The organism is Bacillus paranthracis, from assembly GCF_001883995.1.
Lineage (GTDB): Bacteria > Bacillota > Bacilli > Bacillales > Bacillaceae_G > Bacillus_A > Bacillus_A paranthracis.
This window is the reverse complement of sequence record NZ_MACE01000049.1, coordinates 310,291-330,919: the sequence shown is the minus strand read 5'-3', so window position 1 is coordinate 330,919 and position 20,629 is coordinate 310,291. Positions and strand designations below refer to the sequence as shown.

Annotated in this window: 18 protein-coding genes and 2 pseudogenes; 9 read left to right on the top strand and 11 right to left on the bottom strand. The window is 35.5% G+C overall.

The features are described 5' to 3' along the window. The first annotated feature begins 9 nt into the window (after positions 1 to 9). From BAQ46_RS18735 to BAQ46_RS18720, 4 genes and pseudogenes are all read left to right on the top strand, one after another. The gene (locus BAQ46_RS18735; protein ID WP_000460208.1) at positions 10 to 537 is read left to right on the top strand and encodes a hypothetical protein; all 528 of its coding nucleotides are present in this window, start codon (positions 10 to 12) and stop codon (positions 535 to 537) included. Positions 538 to 556: 19 nt separating this feature from the next. After that, positions 557 to 1,726: a DEAD/DEAH box helicase gene (locus BAQ46_RS18730; protein ID WP_000588613.1), complete on the top strand. Its 1,170-nt coding sequence runs from the start codon at positions 557 to 559 to the stop codon at positions 1,724 to 1,726. Positions 1,727 to 1,775: 49 nt separating this feature from the next. Next, positions 1,776 to 2,315: pseudogene (locus BAQ46_RS18725) on the top strand (sugar phosphate isomerase/epimerase family protein); the annotation flags it as partial. 55 nt (positions 2,316 to 2,370) lie between these two features. Then, entirely contained in the window at positions 2,371 to 2,754 is a 384-nt protein-coding gene (locus BAQ46_RS18720) for a VOC family protein (protein WP_071742427.1), read from the top strand. Positions 2,755 to 2,799: 45 nt separating this feature from the next. Here BAQ46_RS18720 and BAQ46_RS18715 read toward each other — a convergent pair whose 3' ends face one another. Continuing rightward, on the bottom strand, positions 2,800 to 3,438 hold the full coding sequence (locus BAQ46_RS18715) for a zinc dependent phospholipase C family protein (protein WP_071742425.1): 639 nt from the start codon (positions 3,436 to 3,438) through the stop codon (positions 2,800 to 2,802). Between the two features lie 29 nt (positions 3,439 to 3,467). Beyond that, positions 3,468 to 4,454: a quinone oxidoreductase family protein gene (locus BAQ46_RS18710; protein WP_071742423.1), complete on the bottom strand. Its 987-nt coding sequence runs from the start codon at positions 4,452 to 4,454 to the stop codon at positions 3,468 to 3,470. Positions 4,455 to 4,659: 205 nt separating this feature from the next. On the opposite strand from BAQ46_RS18710, the gene BAQ46_RS18705 reads away from it, so the two are divergent. Both BAQ46_RS18705 and BAQ46_RS18700 read left to right on the top strand, forming a co-directional pair. Further along, a complete protein-coding gene (locus tag BAQ46_RS18705; RefSeq protein WP_071742421.1) occupies positions 4,660 to 5,238 on the top strand; it encodes a sigma-70 family RNA polymerase sigma factor in 579 nt (192 codons plus the stop codon). Continuing rightward, a complete protein-coding gene (locus BAQ46_RS18700) occupies positions 5,235 to 5,915 on the top strand; it encodes a DUF3600 domain-containing protein (RefSeq protein WP_071742417.1) in 681 nt (226 codons plus the stop codon). The genes BAQ46_RS18705 and BAQ46_RS18700 overlap by 4 nt, the downstream gene beginning before the upstream one ends. Positions 5,916 to 6,001: 86 nt before the next feature. Here BAQ46_RS18700 and BAQ46_RS18695 read toward each other — a convergent pair. The 4 genes and pseudogenes from BAQ46_RS18695 to BAQ46_RS18680 form a co-directional block, all read right to left on the bottom strand. Beyond that, positions 6,002 to 6,555, bottom strand: a pseudogene (locus BAQ46_RS18695) (hypothetical protein). Positions 6,556 to 6,689: 134 nt separating this feature from the next. After that, a complete protein-coding gene (locus BAQ46_RS18690) occupies positions 6,690 to 7,124 on the bottom strand; it encodes a hypothetical protein (protein ID WP_071742415.1) in 435 nt (144 codons plus the stop codon). Positions 7,125 to 7,209: 85 nt separating this feature from the next. Beyond that, positions 7,210 to 8,181: an MBL fold metallo-hydrolase gene (locus tag BAQ46_RS18685; protein WP_000754986.1), complete on the bottom strand. Its 972-nt coding sequence runs from the start codon at positions 8,179 to 8,181 to the stop codon at positions 7,210 to 7,212. 97 nt (positions 8,182 to 8,278) lie between these two features. Next, positions 8,279 to 8,488: a DUF3925 family protein gene (locus BAQ46_RS18680; RefSeq protein WP_000844978.1), complete on the bottom strand. Its 210-nt coding sequence runs from the start codon at positions 8,486 to 8,488 to the stop codon at positions 8,279 to 8,281. Positions 8,489 to 8,712: 224 nt separating this feature from the next. Between BAQ46_RS18680 and bsaA the strand changes: the two genes are divergently transcribed. Beyond that, a complete protein-coding gene (gene bsaA, locus BAQ46_RS18675; RefSeq protein WP_000219435.1) occupies positions 8,713 to 9,195 on the top strand; it encodes a glutathione peroxidase in 483 nt (160 codons plus the stop codon). An 83-nt stretch (positions 9,196 to 9,278) separates the two neighbouring features. On the opposite strand, the gene BAQ46_RS18670 is transcribed toward bsaA, so the two are convergent. The 5 genes from BAQ46_RS18670 to BAQ46_RS18650 all read right to left on the bottom strand — a co-directional run bounded on the left by BAQ46_RS18670 (position 9,279) and on the right by BAQ46_RS18650 (position 15,001). Next, entirely contained in the window at positions 9,279 to 11,507 is a 2,229-nt protein-coding gene (locus tag BAQ46_RS18670) for a transglutaminase TgpA family protein (RefSeq protein ID WP_071742413.1), read from the bottom strand. Beyond that, the gene (locus BAQ46_RS18665; protein ID WP_071742411.1) at positions 11,504 to 12,718 is read right to left on the bottom strand and encodes a DUF58 domain-containing protein; all 1,215 of its coding nucleotides are present in this window, start codon (positions 12,716 to 12,718) and stop codon (positions 11,504 to 11,506) included. The genes BAQ46_RS18670 and BAQ46_RS18665 overlap by 4 nt, the downstream gene beginning before the upstream one ends. Next, positions 12,718 to 13,680, bottom strand: coding sequence for an AAA family ATPase (locus tag BAQ46_RS18660; RefSeq protein WP_071742409.1), 963 nt, complete (start codon positions 13,678 to 13,680; stop codon positions 12,718 to 12,720). Before BAQ46_RS18660 ends, BAQ46_RS18665 begins: the two co-directional genes overlap by 1 nt. Before the next feature lie 386 nt (positions 13,681 to 14,066). Beyond that, complete coding sequence (locus BAQ46_RS18655) at positions 14,067 to 14,408, bottom strand: hypothetical protein (protein WP_000877034.1); 342 nt, start codon at positions 14,406 to 14,408, stop codon at positions 14,067 to 14,069. Positions 14,409 to 14,500: 92 nt separating this feature from the next. Continuing rightward, entirely contained in the window at positions 14,501 to 15,001 is a 501-nt protein-coding gene (locus BAQ46_RS18650) for a hypothetical protein (protein WP_000764321.1), read from the bottom strand. Between the two features lie 477 nt (positions 15,002 to 15,478). Between BAQ46_RS18650 and BAQ46_RS18645 the strand changes: the two genes are divergently transcribed. Then, entirely contained in the window at positions 15,479 to 19,162 is a 3,684-nt protein-coding gene (locus BAQ46_RS18645) for a nitrate reductase subunit alpha (RefSeq protein WP_071742408.1), read from the top strand. Further along, positions 19,152 to 20,627: a nitrate reductase subunit beta gene (narH, locus tag BAQ46_RS18640; RefSeq protein WP_000692687.1), complete on the top strand. Its 1,476-nt coding sequence runs from the start codon at positions 19,152 to 19,154 to the stop codon at positions 20,625 to 20,627. The genes BAQ46_RS18645 and narH overlap by 11 nt, the downstream gene beginning before the upstream one ends. Positions 20,628 to 20,629: the final 2 nt, after the last annotated feature.

Genomic DNA, 20,629 nt, shown 5'->3' with positions numbered 1-20,629 from the left:
GAGGAAATTATGTTTGATCCAACTGCTTTTGATAATTTAAAAGTAATCGTAGAAGGCGCTGTTTATGATTTTGATTTACATGGAGATATTCTTGTAACTGATCGAAAAGATATGATGGACCTTGCTTCATTAAGTCGTATATATCATATTTCATTTCAATTAACAGAACCATTCGAACCGTTAGTAGAAGCAACATTTTCACTATCTGTAGATGCAAAGAACTTGTCTGGTGAAATATTAGAAGTACCACAATTTACACCAGGTTGTGAAATGAAATTAGCATTTTCATTCCCGATAGAAAAACCAGAAGTGATGTGCGAAGAAATTGAAACTTTCATGCATTCTATATGGGGAAAAGAAAGAATGATTACGCAAAAACTTTCATACGAATATAATAAGCAAGCGATTTCATATCATAATAAGGTAGAGGTTCTATTTCAAAAAGCGATTACAGAAGACCATGTTGATGATTTAATAGCTGTTATTTCACACATGATAGAAACGGTGCGAACAATACAACATTTTCTTCAAAAATAGAGATAAAGGAGAAAAACAAATGATAAAAGATATGCAACCATTTTTACAACAAGCTTGGGAGAAGGCTGGTTTTAAAGAGTTAACTGAAATTCAAAAACAAGCGATTCCAACTATTTTAGAAGGACAAGACGTTATAGCTGAATCTCCAACTGGAACAGGAAAAACATTAGCGTACTTATTACCCCTTTTACATAAAATTAATCCTGAAGTAAAACAGCCACAAGTTGTTGTTTTAGCACCAACACGTGAACTTGTCATGCAAATTCATGAAGAGGTTCAAAAGTTTACAGCAGGAACTGAAATTTCAGGTGCATCTTTAATTGGTGGTGCAGATATTAAGCGCCAAGTAGAAAAATTAAAGAAACACCCAAGAGTGATTGTCGGTTCACCGGGACGTATTTTAGAATTAATTCGTATGAAAAAGCTAAAAATGCATGAAGTGAAAACAATTGTATTTGATGAGTTTGATCAAATTGTAAAACAAAAGATGATGGGCGCTGTACAAGATGTAATTAAATCTACGATGCGCGATCGTCAATTAGTATTCTTCTCGGCTACAATGACAAAAGCTGCAGAAGATGCGGCACGTGACTTAGCAGTTGAACCACAATTAGTACGTGTAACACGAGCAGAGTCAAAAAGCTTAGTTGAGCATACGTATATCATTTGTGAGCGACGCGAGAAAAATGATTACGTAAGAAGAATTATGCATATGGGCGATGTAAAAGCAGTTGCTTTCTTAAACGACCCATTCCGTTTAGACGAAATTACAGAGAAATTGAAATTCCGTAAAATGAAAGCAGCGGCTCTTCATGCAGAAGCAAGTAAACAAGAGCGTGAAGCGACGATGCGTGCTTTCCGCGGAGGAAAATTAGAAATTTTACTTGCTACTGATATTGCAGCACGCGGTATCGATATTGATGATTTAACACATGTAATTCACTTGGAATTACCAGACACAGTAGACCAATATATTCACCGCTCTGGACGTACTGGACGTATGGGTAAAGAAGGAACTGTTGTATCTCTTGTAACACCGCAAGAAGAGCGTAAATTACTACAATTTGCGAAAAAACTAGGTATCGTATTTACGAAGCAAGAAATGTTCAAAGGATCATTTGTAGAAACAAAACCGAAAGCACCAAAGAAAAAGAAACCAGCATTTACTGGGAAGAAAAAGCCTAGATAAATGATGAGGAAGGCGTAACTATTTGTAGTTACGTCTTTTTTGTTTGTAATTAAGTGATAAAGGGTTAAGGTTAGGGGCTAACATAGTGACAGCCCATATTGGGAAAATTCCAGATGATGAAAATAGTGAGTACTATGATAAAATGATACGTGTTTGTAATAAAATAGGAGACTTAGCGTTCAGATTTGGAGGATTCTTCGCCATTGAGACGGGATCTGAAAAAGCGATAGTGTTAAAGCGGTTTTTAGAAAATATAAATTCAAAAGGATTAGCGATTAACTTTGATCCAGCAAATTTAATTAGTGATGTAAATGAAAATCCGGTAGAAGGTTTGTTGCTATTAAAAGATTATATAGTACAAACTCATATTAAAGATTGTACAAAAGTGAAAAGCGATAGTTCAAGTAAGTATATTGAAGTCGCAGCAGGGAATGGTGAAGTAGATTTCGATATATTCTTCAAGGTATTAGATAAAATTGGATTCGAAGGATATAACATGATTGAAAGAAATGATTATTTTGATGAATTGGATGGGATGAGTCAGTCGATAAATTTTGCAAAGAAGTACATACCAACTCAAAAGGAATAACGATAGTACCTGTAGAAAGCTACATAGAATATAAAAACAATTAGGGGGAAATGTAATGATTCATAAAGTAGGACAAATTATGTTATATGTAAATAATCAAGATGAGGCAGTCAATTTTTGGACGGAAAAGGTAGGGTTTCATGTAGTAGCAGAGGAAGATAACAAACAAGGAATGAGATGGATTGAAATCGCTCCGAAAAGCGGTGCTGAAACGAGCATTATACTACATAATAAAGAAGTGATTTCTAAAATGAGCCCAGAATTGAATCTTGGTACACCATCTTTAATGTTCTTCTCAGAAAATCTTGATCAATTATATACAGATTTAACAAATAAAAATGTTACTGTTGGAGAAATGGTAACTATGCCTTCTGGTAAAGTGTTTAACTTTGCTGATAGTGAAGGGAATTATTTTGCGGTTATGGAAAAGAACCGATAATAATATTGTTATGTGAAAATCCCCCCTCAAATATATTGAGGGGGATTACATATTTGAAGTGGATTTTTCATTAGAGAGTTGATTAATATAAAATACGCCTTTTTCAATAGCTGTCTCAATATAACCAATGATTTGATTAAACGTAAACACCTGTAAGTCTTTATGCAAATGTTGCTCTGGATACAACATATCTTCAAAAAGATATTTTCGAAATTCTAAAACATTTTCTTTAGAAATCTCTTCAATATTGACAATGTGAGCATCTTGATTGAGAAGCGAGAAGAGCTGTTGTTCTTTATCGTAATGATGAAGCAACTTTGCATTTAACAATTTAAAATCGTTATAGTACAGGGGTGCGATCGTCTCGTCATTTTCTATTCTATTTTTTAGCCAAGGTAGAAAAAATCCACTTAGCCAATTATCATCGGCAATGAGGTGAGTGTAATAGCCTAAGAGAAAAGGGGAATCCATTTGAGCTTTATATTTTTGAAAAAAAGAATTAAAAGCTATCCTTCTCGTATAATTTTTCGTTGTGCCAGCGTAAAAGTGTGAAGTTCCTTTTTCTTCTGCTGAATGAACCGCATCAGGGGCTACACCTCCGAGTATGAAAGAAGTTTTATCTTGAATACATAGTTTTTCGGCAATACCGTTAGCGATAATAGCATGCATAATTCGTGATCCCATGAATGACACCTCGGTTTCAAGTATTCATTTCAGGAGGAGGACTGAACAGTTAGTATTACTTTCCCTGTACTTTTTCTACTTTCGACCCATTCATGTGCTTTCCCTGCATCTTGAAGTGGAAAAGATTTCGTAGCCTTGATTTGCAAACGTCCGTCACGCAAATAACGGAAAACTTCATTTGCAGTTTCTTGGAGTAGTTCAGGACGTTTTTTTCGTGTAGTTCCAAAGCTAAAACCGAGTATAGAGCGGCAACTTGCATGTAAATCTTTCGTTTGGAAATTGCCAATTTCACCACTTGCATTACCAAAATGAATGAGGCGGCCGTAATAAGCAAGACATTTTAAACTTCTTTCCGAAACCGTTCCAGAAATAGAGTCTAAAATTACATCAACCCCTTCACCATTTGTCAGCTCATTGACTTTCTCTACAAAATCTTCATCTTGATGACCAATTACATAATCAGCACCGGCATCTAAAGCAATTTCTTTTTTTGTTTCACTTCCGACAGTACCTATAACTGTTCCAGCCCCTAATAGTTTTGCAAGTTGAATAGCAGTAGTGCCAATTCCACCAGCCGCCGCATGAATGAGTACAGATTCACCTTGTTGAAGCCTTGCTACATTTGCGAGTAAATTATAGCTTGTGAAAGATACGATAGGGCATGCTGCTGCAATTTGAAAATCGACTTCATCAGGTAATGTGAAAGTAAGATTTTCATTTGCAACAACATATTCAGCGTAAGACCCATTTTGAGGGAAAGCAATGACACGTTGTCCAGGATAAATATTTTTCACATGAGAACCGACACGTTCTACAATACCAGCGGCATCTATCCCTAGAATAAAAGGTAGCGCTTTATTTCCTTTTTTGCCATAACGTGATTTAATATCAGCGAAATTTACACTCGTAGCAACAACACGAATTAAAACTTGATCTTCTGAAATAGCCGGTATATCTACATCTGTATATTTCATCACTTCAGGTCCTCCGAACGACGTTACAACGATAGCTTTCATCATATATCCTCCTAAATTTGACTATATAAATCATTTTAAGTCTTCATTAGAAATTGGAAAATTATATAATTATTATGCAAGGTTATAAGCGAAGCTTATGAACGTATTGAATCATTATATTAATTTATATAAAATTTTCTAGAAAAATCGAACGAAATATAAATTACTTGCCAATATATTGTGTAAGACAAAGGAGGGCTGGAATATGAAGGGTGAAATAGATGACACACATTTAATCCAATTAACTTTATCGGGCAATAAAGAAACGTATAGCGAATTGTATGATAAAACAATCCAAGAAGTATATAAGACAGCACATTTTTTAATAGATGATAAAGCAGATGTAGATGATGTCGTTCAAGAAATATACATACAGCTATATGAATCGCTTCGTAAGTATGATAGCGAGAAGCCATTTCGTCCTTGGCTAATTGGACTTGCAATTAAACAAATTCATTCTTATAGAAGAAAGAGGTGGATGCGACTACGAATTATAAAAAAAGCAGAAGAGCAAAGAAAACCAGTACAAATTGATTTTTCTAGCGATGTTGTAAGTAAAATATCAAACCAAAAATTAATCGAACTTATTCATAAATTACCGTATAAATTGAAACAAGTTATTATCTTAAGATACTTACACGATTACTCTCAAGAAGAAGTAGCACAAATATTACATATTCCAATTGGTACTGTGAAATCTAGAATTCACGCAGCATTAAAAAAACTACGTCAAAAAGAGCAAATAGAAGAAATCTTTTTAGGAGAGGTAGGGAATGTGAAATGAGTTTAGATTGTAGAGTTAGAGAATCTATACAAGAAGAAGCGAAGGGGATTGTTGCCCCGCCGGAGTTGAAAGAAAAAGTAATCGTTCAAATAAAAATGAATCAAGGGGGGCGTAAGAGGAAGAAACGCCTTATCGCAGGAGTACTTGCAGCGGCTTTTTTAATCCCGACGACTGGTTTTGCGTATCAATCTATTATGGCAGATGGTATATACGGATCTTTTGAGAATTTAAAAAAGCATGCTGGAACGATGACATTAGAGGCGTACATGCGTTTTAGTGCAAAGTTATCAGAAGCGAAAGATGAAATGGGTACGAAAGAATATGAAGTGTTTACAAAAGAACTAAAGAAATTAACGAATGCAAAGCTTGCGTACGGAGATTCGAACGGTAATATTGATTATGATGCATTATCATCAGAAAAAAGAGAAGAAATGAAAAAGGTAAGTATGGGCCTTCAACCATACTTTGATAAATTAAATGGTCATAAATCAAGTAAAGAAGTATTAACGCAAGAAGAGTTTGATCGCTATATGGAAGCTTTAATGACACATGAAATCGTACGAGTGAAGACAAAATCAACCGGTGCAATAAAAGTAGAAGAAGTACCTGAGGCATATAAAGAAAGATTTATGAAAGCAGAGCAGTTTATGGAGTATGTGGATGAACTGGTTAAATAGAAAGGGAGAACCTGTGAAAACTCAGGTTCTCCTTGTTTAGTTAAGAAATATAATGTTCGCATGTATTTTGGGTGAGGAGTATATTTTTAAAAATAAGATATATCTGGATCAGCTGTATGGCTTTGCTGTGGGAATAAAAATCTTTCAAAATATGGTGAGGATTGTCCTTGTAATCGTAGTTGTTTTTCAATTTCAACTGCAAAACGGCGAGCATCTTCTGCAGTGCGCTTCCCGGTAACAATATCATACATTAAGTTTAAAGCCATAAAGTTAGCAGCTTCTAGGTCACATTTAGCAGTTGCTTCACCAGCAGTACGATCTAAATATAAACTACCATCAAATTTCGTTAATTCATCTAAAAGTTGTATAGGTGCTTTAAAATCAATCGTTTGTGCTAAATAGTCAAGATGAGGTGTTGGAAAGTTATGAGGAACTGGGTCGAGGTAAACCACAGTGCGCTTCCATGGTCCATTATTGTGCCAAATTATCATTCTAGTACTGGCGTCACTGGGTAAACCATATTTATTAATTAAAGCGTAAACTGTTTTTTCTGATCTCCACTCCAATTATTTAAAATTTGATCTAAAACAGGATGGACTCCAGTTTGTTGTCGATAATGGTCATTAAATCCATAAGTCATTACAATCCCCTCCTAAATATATAGTAAGTAAAGCATTCCATTTTTATTATATGATAAGTGTTTGTATTTAAAAGTAACTAAGAGTTTTTTTGTTATTTTATGAATGTAGCAGCGAGAAACAAGGGAGCGCAGAATCATTCTTCATTTTTGCTATTCACAGGATCCTTTTGTATAAAACAATCTAAAAGGGAATAACCAGCTATTAAACTAATTATCGTAACAAAAGTTGTATTTATAAGAATAATATTAGCTAAATAAGGTAGGTACGCACCAACTGGTGAAAAGAGTAGAGCTGGAGAAAAGGAAATGAATAGTGTAGGCACAGTAATGGTGATAAATTTATCCGGTTGAAAGCGCCAGTTTTGTTTACTTGTTTCACGATTAATAGATTGAAGGAATCGTAATAAAATGCCGACTATAAGAGGGAAGAGTGTAAAGTAGAATAATCTTGGATAAACGTTAAAATTTACTTGTGCGTCTGTATCTAAATAAAATTGAATTTTCACTCCGACAAATAATAATAAGACGATAAATAATGTAAAGCAGAGGTATAGCATCACTTTTTGCATTATATTCCACCATCCTTTACTCAAAATATATTCAAAAAAAGAAGAGATATACAATAACTACTGTTGTATATCTCTTCTTTTACAGTTATTTAATAGTGGTGTTTGCTTTTTCTTGCTTCGTGAAATAATCTATAATGCCCATCGCACTAATTTCTATATCTAGATGTAAAATGTTATAAACGGAATGATCTGATGGAACGTTTAACTTTGTAAGGTGAGAAGAGACCTTATCTATTAATACAGTTTGCAAAGCTTTAGTAGCTTCATCGAAATCATTATATTTTTCAAAGACCTCTTTACCAGTATGAACGAAAATAGGTAACCAATGTTCTAGTTGCTTATATACTTCTGTAACATTGGATGATGCGCCGTAATGGCCGAAATAAATAGTATCTACATTCATACTTTGAATATGATTTTTAGAAGCAATCATCGCATCTGGTTGGAATTGTGAAGGGGACGTTGATGGTAAATACAGTTCTACACCAAGGTCTGCGAGTTCTCTATAATAAATTCCAATTGTATCGCCAGTAAAAATGCCGTTTGTTAATGAATCGTGAATGCTAATATGGTGCTTTGCATGTCCCGGTGTATCATAAAATGTAAGGATGCGGTCTTCTGCAATTTGTAACGTATCACCATGTTGTACAATATGAACACGTTCTTCTTCAATTGGAAGAATTGGATCAAAAAGTTTATCGAAATCTTCTTTGTACACAGCTTTTGCACCTAAAATGAGTTTTGTTGGGTCAATCATATGACGAGCACCGCGAGAATGCACATATAAAGTAGCATTTGGACATTTTTCCATCATTAAACCAGCAGCACCGGCGTGATCTAAATGAACATGTGTAACGATAATGTTTTTAACTTCGTTTAAATCAATATGTAATTGTTGTAAGCCGTCTAAAATATACGGAAGAGAAGGGGCTGCACAAGTTTCAATTAAAGTAATATCATCACCTAATAAAACGTACGTACCAGTTCGTTCATTATGTTGTAAATCAAAATCATCAATCAGATATAGGTGAGAAGATAATTGTTCTACTTTTTTCATCTTTACCACTCCTTATATACGGTATGTAACTATTATACGCTAAAAATACAAAAAGGCAGAAAACGAAAGTTTCGTCTTCTGCCTTTTTGTAATGTTCTTATTGTCTTTGTTGTTTATTAATAGACATAACGAATAGTCCAACAATGCCGCCAACTAATGGAAGCATAATCTCTCCCGCTAAATTAAAGTAGGAGCTTAAAAATAAACCATTTACATCGATTACCCAGCCAATCACATACAATAACATCATATATAGTACGAAATAAAACTCGCGATTTGAAATCGTTTCATGTTGTGCAGTTTTCATATTGAACACCATCCTTTTCTATAATAATAGAATATAAACTGTCACATTTTGTTCACAATTCAATTGTAAAACTTTCCATCATAAAAGTCTAGTAATTTGTGTCGAATTTTCGAACGAAAATAAAGCGCTTTCAATTGTAGAGAGAAATACGTAATAAGAGCTGTAAATTCACGAATGTAGTATAGTATAAACATGGAATGATAGTGAAGAGAGGGGTAAGGACAATGACAGTTTATGATTTTTCAGCTAAAACAATTACAGGTGAAGAAAAATCGTTAAAAGATTACGAAGGAAAAGCACTTCTTATTGTAAATGTAGCTAGTAAATGTGGGTTTACACCGCAATATAAAGGATTACAAGAAGTATATGATAAATATAAAGAACAAGGGCTAGAAATACTCGGTTTCCCTTGTAACCAATTCGGAGGGCAAGAACCAGGAACAGAAGCAGATATTACTAGTTTTTGTGAATTAAACTACGGTGTAAACTTCCCAATGTTTGCAAAAATTGATGTAAAAGGTGATAAGGCTCATCCTCTGTATACATACATGACAGAACAAGCACCAGGTTTACTCGGTATGAAAGCAGTAAAATGGAACTTTACAAAATTTCTAATTGGAAAAGACGGAAAAGTAGTAGGGCGTTTTGCACCGCAAACGAAGCCGGTGGATTTAGAGGTTGAGATTGAGAAGGTACTTGGCGAATAACTAGGAGTTTCACTTTATTAAAAAATGCCTCAAAGAACTATTTTGTTCTTTGAGGCATTTTATTTACATTCACATTGTCAATATTAAATCGCTGAATGGAAGTCATTTGATTTAGGTGGAGAAGCAGCTTTTTTCATAAGCACTTCCCATAAGTGTACGGATTTTTTCCATTCTGCTGCGGCTTGTCCTTTTTGATATATAGCATTCTCATAACTGAAAGTAAGTTGTTGCATATCGGCCGAGTTGTAAAGTGTATCAACATGGAGAGCATATTCTCGGAATGTTTGACTCTCATCTCGTCGTATACCAATTCGCGCAAATTGTTTTAGGAGAGAATCGTAAGCTTTTGTATAAACGGCATCATCTTTTCGATATTTATAGAAATGAATGATAAAAAGCGTAATCCATTTCATTCTAGTGATGAATAGAAGGTATCCTATAATACTAATCGGTATTGTAGAGAGGAATACGTACCACCAAGAAAATCCATTTTTAGAATTTGGAATCTTTTTAGTAGAAGCTTCTTCTGTATCTTCTATTAAACTTTTGAGCTTTGCTTCATTGTTTCGTTGTTGTATTGGTTCGTTATTAGAATTATATACTTCGTTATTTTGTAAAGTAGGAGCAGGAGTATTATTTATAAAATTATAGGGATTCGTAAATCCTTTTGTTGGTTCAAATGGAATCCATCCGTATCCAGGGAAGTATACTTCGACCCAAGAGTGTGCGTTATCGTTCGCGATTTTATAAACATCCTCACCTTCAGCACCCACAAGCGTATTATCAAGAGTTCCTTCTGTATAACCTTTTACCCAGCGAGCGGGAATTCCAGCAGAACGAAGTAACACGATCATAGATGTCGAGAAATTATTACAGTAGCCACTTTTTGTATCGAAAAGAAATTGATCTACATAATCTTGGTTTTGGGCAGGGAATGAGACATTCGTTGTTTCATATATAAAAGAATGGTCGGTGAAATAGTTTTCAATAGCTAATACTTTATCGTATCGGGTGTCTTTATCCTTTGTTAGACTTACAGCTAAGTCTCTTACTCGCTGCGGTAATGATTTGGGAAGTTGCGTGTACTTTGTCATGAAATAAGGATTTGTTTCTTGACCTTCATTCGTTTTTACAGCTTTCAAGTTTTCTATGGAAAACTCCGGGACCTCATATGTTACTTTATATGAATGTAAAGTAGTGGAAGAGTCTCCGTCCATCGTATAGATTTTTTCTGAAAATGGGTCAACGCTGTATGATACATCGGAAGAAGCCTCAACTGATATTAATCCTGCTGGATAGGTAAGGTGAGGATACCTTTTTTGCATGGTGATTGTTGCCTTAGTTGTCTCTGTTTTTGTATTTTGTTCGTACCAACTTACGACGTCGTTATTATTTTTAAAAGTAACCTTTTTTTGCTTTTCAGAAACTTCCCAGCCTTTTCCTGTATAAAAATCTTTCGTTTCTACTCTCCAATATTGTTTGTTTTGCGTTTGTGCTGTGAAAACAATTGTAGGATCTGCCGTAAAAGGACCGCCTAATTTTGAGTCATCTAAACCATAGCCAATTTTAGAAACTTCTTGTTTTTTACTTACTTCGGATGTGTTGAATTGTAAAAAATCCATTGGGTTTGGCCATTGAGGGCCAAATTTTGGAGCAAAGTATGCGATGGTTGCTGACAATACAATAAATATTGTAATAGGTCTAAGTAATTTTGAGATTTCTCTAGCATAATTTTGTAAGTGTTCACTCTCTTTTATTCGTTCTATGCGAAGAAGACTAAGCATAAAAAAGCCGATGACAACAGTACGAATAATAGCGTAGTTTGCATTGTATAAATGTAAGTTATGAAAAATTGTGATATAAATAATAGTCAATATAAGAAATAACAATCCACGCTTTTTATGAATCAACCAAAAAGAGATGAAAGCACTCAAAAACCAAAATGATAGAAAAAATAAAACGGTTGGAAAAACTGGAGAAATATCTAGCAAATTCCCCTGGAATAACAGGGAGGAATTTCGAGAAATATCAGTAAAAAATTTCGTTAGCCAAGATGGATTTATAAAAATATTTTTATAATATAGGAGATGAATGATGAATAAAATTGTCACGATCTTTATCGGAATCTGCCACTTTGTTTGAAAAAAAGAGAGTGTGAAGCAAATTCCTATAAATATTACAAAAATATCTAATCTACCTACGTTTGTAATACCTAAAAGGGGTCGTATCCATTCTAGTAAAAGTAGAAATGCGCATGCATGCATGAAGAATCTGCTCATATCCCATTTGTATTTTGTTTGTAATGTTGTCATTTGCTCACCTCAAAAAACACGTTTGTATATCGGTTTTCATAAACCACATTTACAAATATTTTTCGTTTTTGTAGAGTTTCTAAAACACTGAGTTCTCGATGTGAGAGTTGATTCGGTTTTTCTTTCACGACCAAAACTAGTAATTTTCTATTTTGTATAGCGGCATAGTCAGCTGCCTTTTGAATATCGGGAGAAAGATCGCTTGTCACGAGTATAATTGTTACGGGCTCATAAACTTTTCTTAATTCCATTTCTACACTCCGGGAGAGCGGGAATACACTGTCCGCTTGTACTTTCGCTAAATGACAAAAGATTTGCTGCAACTGACTATCTCCATTGTCTAAAGGGAAAAAAGTTCGTTCTTTTCCGACAGACACAAATGACGCTGGTGAATTTTGCTTCAATACAGCCCTGACAATAGAGGCAGTAAATGTGACGACTGATTCGAATAGAGGAGACTCAGTTCTGTCTATGAATATCATAATATTATGGCTGCGCTGTTGTTCAAACTCTTTCGTCATAATGTTGTTTGTTCTTGCAGTTGCTTTCCAATCAATCCATGAAAAGCGGTCACCAGGTTTATAGTCTCTCACACCGACAGAAATGGTAGAGTCTTTTGTGAAATTTATATTTGCTGAGAGCGCTCCTTGCTCGAAATGGTTTTCCAATTGCTGATACGTTATATCTACATACTGAGGATAGACTAAAAATGTATCCGGAACTGAAAAAGTTACTTCTTTCTCCATCATACCGAATAGATCACCAGTTTTGACGCGTATGCTTGAAAAAGTGTGTTCTCCTCTAGGGATTGTGTCAATTGCATATTGAAACGAAAAATTTCGTTTTAATCCTGGAAAGAGTATTGTTTTATTCATCTTTGTTTGTCTACAACTTGTAAGGTGTGGTGGCAGTTCATCTTCTATAACTAAATAAAGTAAGGGGAAAGGAAATTTTCTTTTTATTGTAATCGTGCTTACAAATCGTTCTCCTGCTACATAATCGTTTTGATTTGTTATTCTTTTTACTTCAGCACCCCGTAAAGCGTAGAAGGGGAATAATAGTGAATAAAGGCCAATAGGAACCATACTGTAAAATAAAAACCAACTTACAAATCCTCCTTGAAGCATAGCGTACACAAATGTTAACACTAGGCATAAAGGGATTAGTAATAACTTCAAAACGTGATATAGTGCTCGTAGCATGCGTTTCATCAAAGGTTCATCTTCCTTTGAGTCGGCACAGTAGTTCGCGCAACGATTTTTGAAATAACTTGTTCCCCTGTTATTCCTTCAAATTTTGCTTCCATTTTTAGAATGAGTCTGTGAGCTAACACGTAAGGAGCTAAAAATTTAACATCGTCTGGAATAACATAATTTCTGCCATGGATGAATGCATAAGCTTGTGAAGCTTTCATTAAAGCAATCGAGCCACGTGGACTTGCACCTAGTTGTATAGAACTATAAGAGCGAGTTTGACTAACAAGCTTTACAATGTAATGCTTGATTGCTTTGTCCATGCTTATTTCCCGTGCGCTTTGTTGCAAATAAAGTAATTCTTCTATTGTAGTAATAGCTTGTAAAAGGGAGAGGGGATTTGTTTTTTCCATCCGGTTTAAAACTTCAAATTCTTCTTCTGGTGAAGGATATCCCATTTTTAGCTTCAATAAGAAACGATCGAGCTGGGCTTCTGGTAAAGGATATGTTCCCTCATATTCGACTGGATTTTGTGTAGCCATTACAAAGAATGGTTTTGGTAACGGTCTTGTCATACCATCTATTGTAATATTGCCTTCTTCCATACTTTCAAGTAAGGCAGATTGTGTTTTGGGAGATGTACGATTAATTTCATCAGCAAGTATAAAATTCCCCATGATTGGTCCAGGCTTGAACTCGAATTGGAGCTCTTTCGGATTGTAAATAGAAACACCTGTTACATCTGACGGTAGTAAATCAGGTGTGAATTGAATTCGCTTGTAATCAGCATCAATAGATTTAGAAAGAGCGCGTACTAACATTGTTTTCCCAACGCCAGGAACATCTTCTAATAGTACATGACCTTCAGCTAAGAGAGCTGTCAAAGCTAAAATCGTTTCTTTTCTTTTTCCGACCATTATTTTTTCAATATTGTTCATTATTTTTTCTATAATGGGATGTAATGAATCAAGTTGGTGCATCGTAATCCTCCTAATGTTATTATCGTTTTCTAATCTATTTAGTGGAAAATAGAACGTACCTCTCTATGTGCGAGTATAAAACTATTACCTTTAATTCTAAGAATATTCAGATTATTTATTCTGATTACATCTAGTATAATTGTTTCAGTAACTAAGGGCAATATGGTAAATAATGATTTCTCTTTTTATGTGAAATATATCTTGATATAGAATAGTATCGTCGGTAAAAGTAGAAGAGGGGAAGGAAAGATTGACCTCAATGAGCAAAATAAATAGCGTAGGAAACCCTACGCGTATAGTTTGGAACATATATTAATACCCCTTGTGAATAAAAAATAAAGTCGACTTCACATGAAGAGACCAGCTATTTAAATTATTACACTCCTTTATTTTGTATCTTTCTTATATTCTTTTCGTTTATTTAACCAAATATGAATTAATTCTACCAATTCCATTGTTTCAATCTCACAATATTCTCCTTTACCATCTTCGGCTAAATTGTCTAATATAGTAGTTGTGTCGTTCTGAATTTCTAAACCGCAAATGTTGCCATTTACTACCACATAATTTTTTTCTCCGTTTAAAATACTATGTATTTCTTCTAAAATCCAATCTCCAAAAGCTGCAACTTCAATTCCTAAAAAAGTTTCAACAAGTTTAATTTCTTTAGGAAGTCTCATAACTAAATCGCCACTGTTAAGCACTTCAAAACTATATGGATATTTCATGACTATTTTCCTCCTTTTACTTCTCTATTAATCTCATAAGCTCTATTAAGGTAATAAATTCTTATACTATCATCACTATTTTCCTACTTAAATTATAGTAAAAGTAGATTATTATTAAACTTATCTATCCAATATTTCTCTGATGTAGGTATGAATTCAGTGAAATCTTCATATGTACCACTCCAATCTTTGGGTACATAGTTTTCGTATGATGCCGGTTCTGGAAACATTGAATATAGTATTTTATTATCAAAGTTAATTAATAAGATTGGACTAAAATCTAATAGATCTTCTCCTGCATTTTTCCTTTTAATATTTTCAAGTAGTAAATAATTTAATTCTTCTTTAGTTGTTTTATATTGATTAATCCTTACTAAAAATACTTCTACATTTTCATGATCTAATACTTTTATTCCATTTCTTTCTTCCGCTTCGTCATTATCTTCAATGCTTATACCTAAATTTTTATATGCATTATCTAATTTATTATAATCTAAAAACCATAGTTCTTTATCTGTTACATACCATCTAAACTCATTTTTATATATGACGGCTACGATAATGTTTTCTGCATAAAGCGGTTCTAATTTCATAATATACTCCTTGTATTATTATCTTAAAATCCTGCCATTCTTGGTGTATTCTTCTATGGATTCAATCTAAGTTGCTGACAATTCATATGGATTTTCTGGCGTTTTTTGTTCAACTATTTTCAGGATAGTTGCCCTTGATATGGTGGATTTAAAGTATTGTATTTTCATTTATTACCTCATCTAACGATTTAGGTATACCAAATTTAACTACTCCCAAATTACTTCCTCTATTATATAAGAAATTTTTTGGAAGCTCATTATTATCTGTACTTCATCTTAAATTTTGATAGAAGCAAGGAAGTAATTTAACAGTCAGTGAAGGATGTGAGCCCTCCACAATGATTAGATTTTCACTTTTTTATATTTTTTCCGGAATTTTTGACAATCTCTTGAACTGTGCGAAATGTCACATCTGTATTTTACAACCTCTCTTATAGTAAGGGTATGTAAGAGAGACGTATTAAAGGAGTGAACAGTATGAAGAAGAAACCTTCAGCACTAATGAGACGTTTAAAATATTTTTCACCAATAGATCGTTATAACGATAATCATACACAAGAAACATATGAAGATCGTGAATGGGAAAATGTGTACAGAAAGCGTTGGCAGCATGATAAAGTAATTCGTTCTACACATGGCGTGAACTGTACTGGTTCATGTAGTTGGAACATTTATGTGAAAGATGGAATTGTAACTTGGGAAGGACAGGAGCTTAACTATCCAACAACAGGTCCAGATATGCCTGACTTTGAACCACGAGGATGTCCACGTGGAGCGAGTTTTTCTTGGTACATTTATAGTCCACTTCGTGTGAAATATCCGTATGTACGTGGTGTTCTTTGGAGTATGTGGCAAGAGGAATTACAAAATAATGAGTCACCATTAGATGCTTGGAAAAGCATTGTGGAAAACCCTGAAAAAGCACGCAAGTATAAGCAGGCACGTGGTAAAGGGGGATTCGTTCGTGCGAATTGGGATGAAGTGTTACAACTCGTTTCAGCTTCATTATTATATACAGTAATGAAATACGGTCCAGACCGAAATGTTGGCTTTTCACCAATTCCAGCTATGTCGATGTTAAGTCATGCTGCAGGCAGCCGCTTTATGCAACTTATGGGTGGACCGATGCTTAGTTTCTATGATTGGTACGCAGATTTACCACCAGCTTCTCCGCAAATTTGGGGTGATCAAACAGATGTACCAGAAAGTAGTGACTGGTATAACTCTGGTTACATTATGACATGGGGTTCAAATGTACCGATGACAAGAACACCAGATGCACACTTTTTAGCGGAGGTTCGATATAAAGGAACGAAAGTCGTTTCTGTCAGTCCTGATTTCGCTGAGTCAACAAAGTTTGCAGATGATTGGATTAGTGTGAAACAAGGTACAGACGGTGCACTTGCGATGGCAATGGGGCATGTGATCTTACAAGAATTTTACGTAGATAATCAAGTGGAATACTTCACAAAGTATGCGAAGCAATATACTGATTTTCCTTTCTTCGTTACATTGAAACAAAAAGGAGACCAATTCGTTGCGGATCGATTCTTAAATGCTTCTGATATTGGACGCGAAACAAAGTTAGGAGAATGGAAACCTGTACTTTGGAATGAAAATACGAACGATTTTGCAACACCTCACGGCACAATGGGGTCACGTTGGGATAACGAAAAGAAATGGAATTTACGTTTAGAAGATGAAGAAACAGGCGAAAAGATTGATCCACGTCTTTCTTTACTTGGAATGGAAGATTATGTTGGAACTGTACAAATTCCGTACTTCTCTGATGATGGAAACAAAGTATTAGAACGTACAATTCCAGTGAAAAAGGTTATGACAGAAGAGGGCGAAGTGTTCGTTACTACTGTATATGACTTAACGTTAGCAAATTACGGTGTGAACCGAGGGCTTGGTGGACAAGAGCCGAAAGACTTCAATGATGACGTGCCGTTTACACCTGCATGGCAAGAGAAAATGACAGGAGTAAAACGTGAGCTTATTATTCAAATCGCTCGTGAGTTCGCACAAAATGCTGTTGATACGAATGGTCGCTCAATGATTATTGTCGGGGCTGGTATTAACCATTGGTTTAACTCTGATACAATTTATCGCGCCGTTTTAAATCTTGTACTTCTCGTTGGAGCACAAGGTGTAAACGGCGGTGGCTGGGCGCATTACGTTGGGCAAGAAAAATTACGACCAGCAGAAGGATGGCAAACAATCGCAATGGCAAAAGATTGGCAAGGGCCACCGAAATTACAAAACGGTACATCTTTCTTCTATTTCGTAACAGATCAATGGCGCTATGAAGATACACCAGTGGGACATTTAGCATCACCAGTCGAAGGCAACTCTCGTTATCAACATCACGGTGATTACAACGTATTAGCGGCGCGACTTGGCTGGTTACCTTCTTATCCGACATTTGAGAAAAATGGAATTGAACTATATAAAGAAGCTGTTGCTGCTGGTGCAACAACACAAGAAGAAATCGGAAAATATGTTGCACAAAAATTAAAAGAAAAAGAACTAAAATTTGCGATTGAAGATCCAGATAACAAAAATAACTTCCCGCGCAACTTATTCGTTTGGCGTGCAAACTTAATTTCAAGTTCTGGTAAAGGACACGAATATTTCTTAAAACATTTATTAGGTACAACGAACGGATTAATGAATGATGATAGTGATTCATTACGACCAGAAGAAATGAAATGGCATGAAGAAGCGCCAGAAGGGAAGCTTGATTTGCTTATTAATTTAGATTTCCGTATGGCTGGAACAGCGCTTTATTCTGATATCGTCTTACCGGCTTCAACTTGGTATGAAAAACACGATTTAAGCAGTACAGATATGCATCCATTTGTACATCCATTTAATCCGGCAATCGGTTCGCCATGGGAAGCACGTTCTGACTGGGATATTTTCACTTCACTTTCTAAAGCTGTGTCAGATTTAGCAGAGAAAATTGATCTTGAACCAATGAAAGAAGTTGTTGCAACACCACTTCTTCATGATACACCGCAAGAATTAGCACAACCACTTGGTAAGATTAAAGATTGGAGCAAAGGTGAGTGTGAACCAATACCAGGTAAAACGATGCCGCAAATTCATGTTGTCGAAAGGGATTATAAAACGATTTATGACAAAATGACAGCACTTGGACCAAATGCCGGGAAACAACCGATTGGTACGAAAGGAATTTCTTGGTCGGCAGAAAAAGAGTATGAGAAATTAAAAAGCCGATTAGGAGTTGTTCGAACAGATTCTATTGCGAAAGGTTGTCCAGACATAAAAGAAGCAATCAATGCTGCTGAAGCGGTATTAACGCTTTCTTCTACAACAAATGGTCATATGGCTGTAAAAGCATGGGAAGCACTTGAAAAACAAACAGATTTAAAATTACGTGATTTAGCAGAAGAACGTGAAGAAGAATGCTTCACATTTGAACAAATTACAGCGCAGCCAAAAACAGTAATTACTTCTCCAGCCTTTACAGGTTCTGAAAAAGGTGGGCGCCGTTACTCACCATTTACAACAAATGTAGAACGTCTCATCCCTTGGAGAACAATCACTGGACGACAATCTTTCTATTTAGATCATGACATGATGAAAGAATTTGGTGAAACGATGGCAACATTTAAACCAATTCTGCAACATAAACCGTTCCGTAAATCACGACCTGAAGTAGAAGGGAAAGAGATTACACTAAACTATTTAACACCGCATAATAAGTGGTCCATTCATAGTATGTACTTTGATTCATTACCGATGTTAACGCTATTTAGAGGTGGTCCAACTGTTTGGATGAATAAAGAAGATGCTGAAGAAGCTGGTGTTGCAGATAATGATTGGATTGAGTGCTTTAACCGTAACGGTGTTGTTGTAGCACGTGCAGTTGTAACGCACCGTATACCGAGAGGAATGGCGTTTATGCACCATGCGCAAGATCGCCACATTAACGTACCTGGAACGAAATTAACAAGTAATCGCGGGGGAACGCATAATAGTCCAACTCGAATTCACGTAAAACCGACACATATGATTGGTGGATACGGTCAATTAAGTTATGGATTTAACTATTATGGTCCAACTGGGAACCAGCGCGATTTAAACGTTGTAATTCGCAAACTGAAGGAGGTAGATTGGCTTGAAGATTAAAGCACAAGTCGGAATGGTAATGAACCTAGATAAATGCATCGGCTGCCATACTTGTAGCGTAACGTGCAAAAACACCTGGACAAATCGTCCGGGTGCTGAATATATGTATTTCAATAACGTAGAAACGAAACCTGGCATTGGTTATCCGAAGCAATGGGAAGATCAGGAGAAATATAAAGGTGGCTGGGAATTGAAAAATGGTGAAATTCAGCTGAAATCCGGTTCGAAAATGAAGCGCCTTATGAATATTTTCCACAATCCAGATCAACCAACAATTGATGATTACTTTGAACCGTGGAACTATGATTATGAAACGTTAACAAATAGTCCGCAGCGTAAGCATCAGCCAGTTGCTCGTCCGAAATCAGCAATTACAGGCGAATTTATCGACAAAATTGAATGGGGTCCAAACTGGGAAGATGATTTAGCTGGTGGACATATAACAGGATTACAAGATCCGAACGTAAAGAAAATGGAAGAAGAAATTAAAACCGATTTTGAAAATGTCTTTATGATGTATTTACCACGCATATGCGAACATTGTATGAATCCATCTTGCGTATCGTCTTGTCCATCTGGTGCGATGTATAAACGGGAAGAAGATGGGATTGTTCTTGTGGATCAAAACGCATGTCGTGCATGGAGATTCTGCGTATCGTCTTGCCCATATAAAAAAGTGTACTTTAATTGGCAAACGAATAAAGCGGAAAAATGTACAATGTGTTTCCCACGTATTGAAGCTGGTATGCCAACAATTTGTTCGGAAACATGTGTAGGACGTATCAGATATATTGGGGTAATGCTATATGACGCTGACAAAGTAAAAGAAGCGGCTTCTGTTGAGAATGAAAAAGATTTATATGAATCTCAGCTTACTGTTTTCCTAGATCCAAATGATCCTGAAGTAGCAGCTGAAGCGAAAAAACAAGGCATTCCTGAAGAGTGGATTAAAGCGGCACAACAGTCACCAATCTATAAAATGATTATCGATTGGAAAATTGCTCTACCACTTCACCCAGAGTATCGTACAATGCCAATGGTTTGGTATATCCCACCGCTTAGCCCAATTATGAATATGGTGGAAGGGAAAGGTAGTAACTGGCAAGCAGAAGAGATTTTCCCTGCTATCGATAATATGCGTATTCCAATTCAATATTTAGCGAATCTACTCACTGCAGGAGATGAATCACACATTCGACTTACATTGAAAAAAATGGCTGTTATGCGAACGCATATGAGAGCACTGCAAATTAATAAAGAACCAAATGAAGCTGTATTAAAAGAACTTGGTTTAACGAAACAGGATGTAGAAGATATGTATCGTCTTCTTGCCATTGCAAAATATAAAGATCGCTTCGTCATCCCGACATCTCACCGTGAACAAGTGGCAGATTTATATAGCGAACAAGGAAGCTGTGGTTTATCATTCACAGGTGGTCCAGGCTCTTGTATGACAATTTCTTAAAT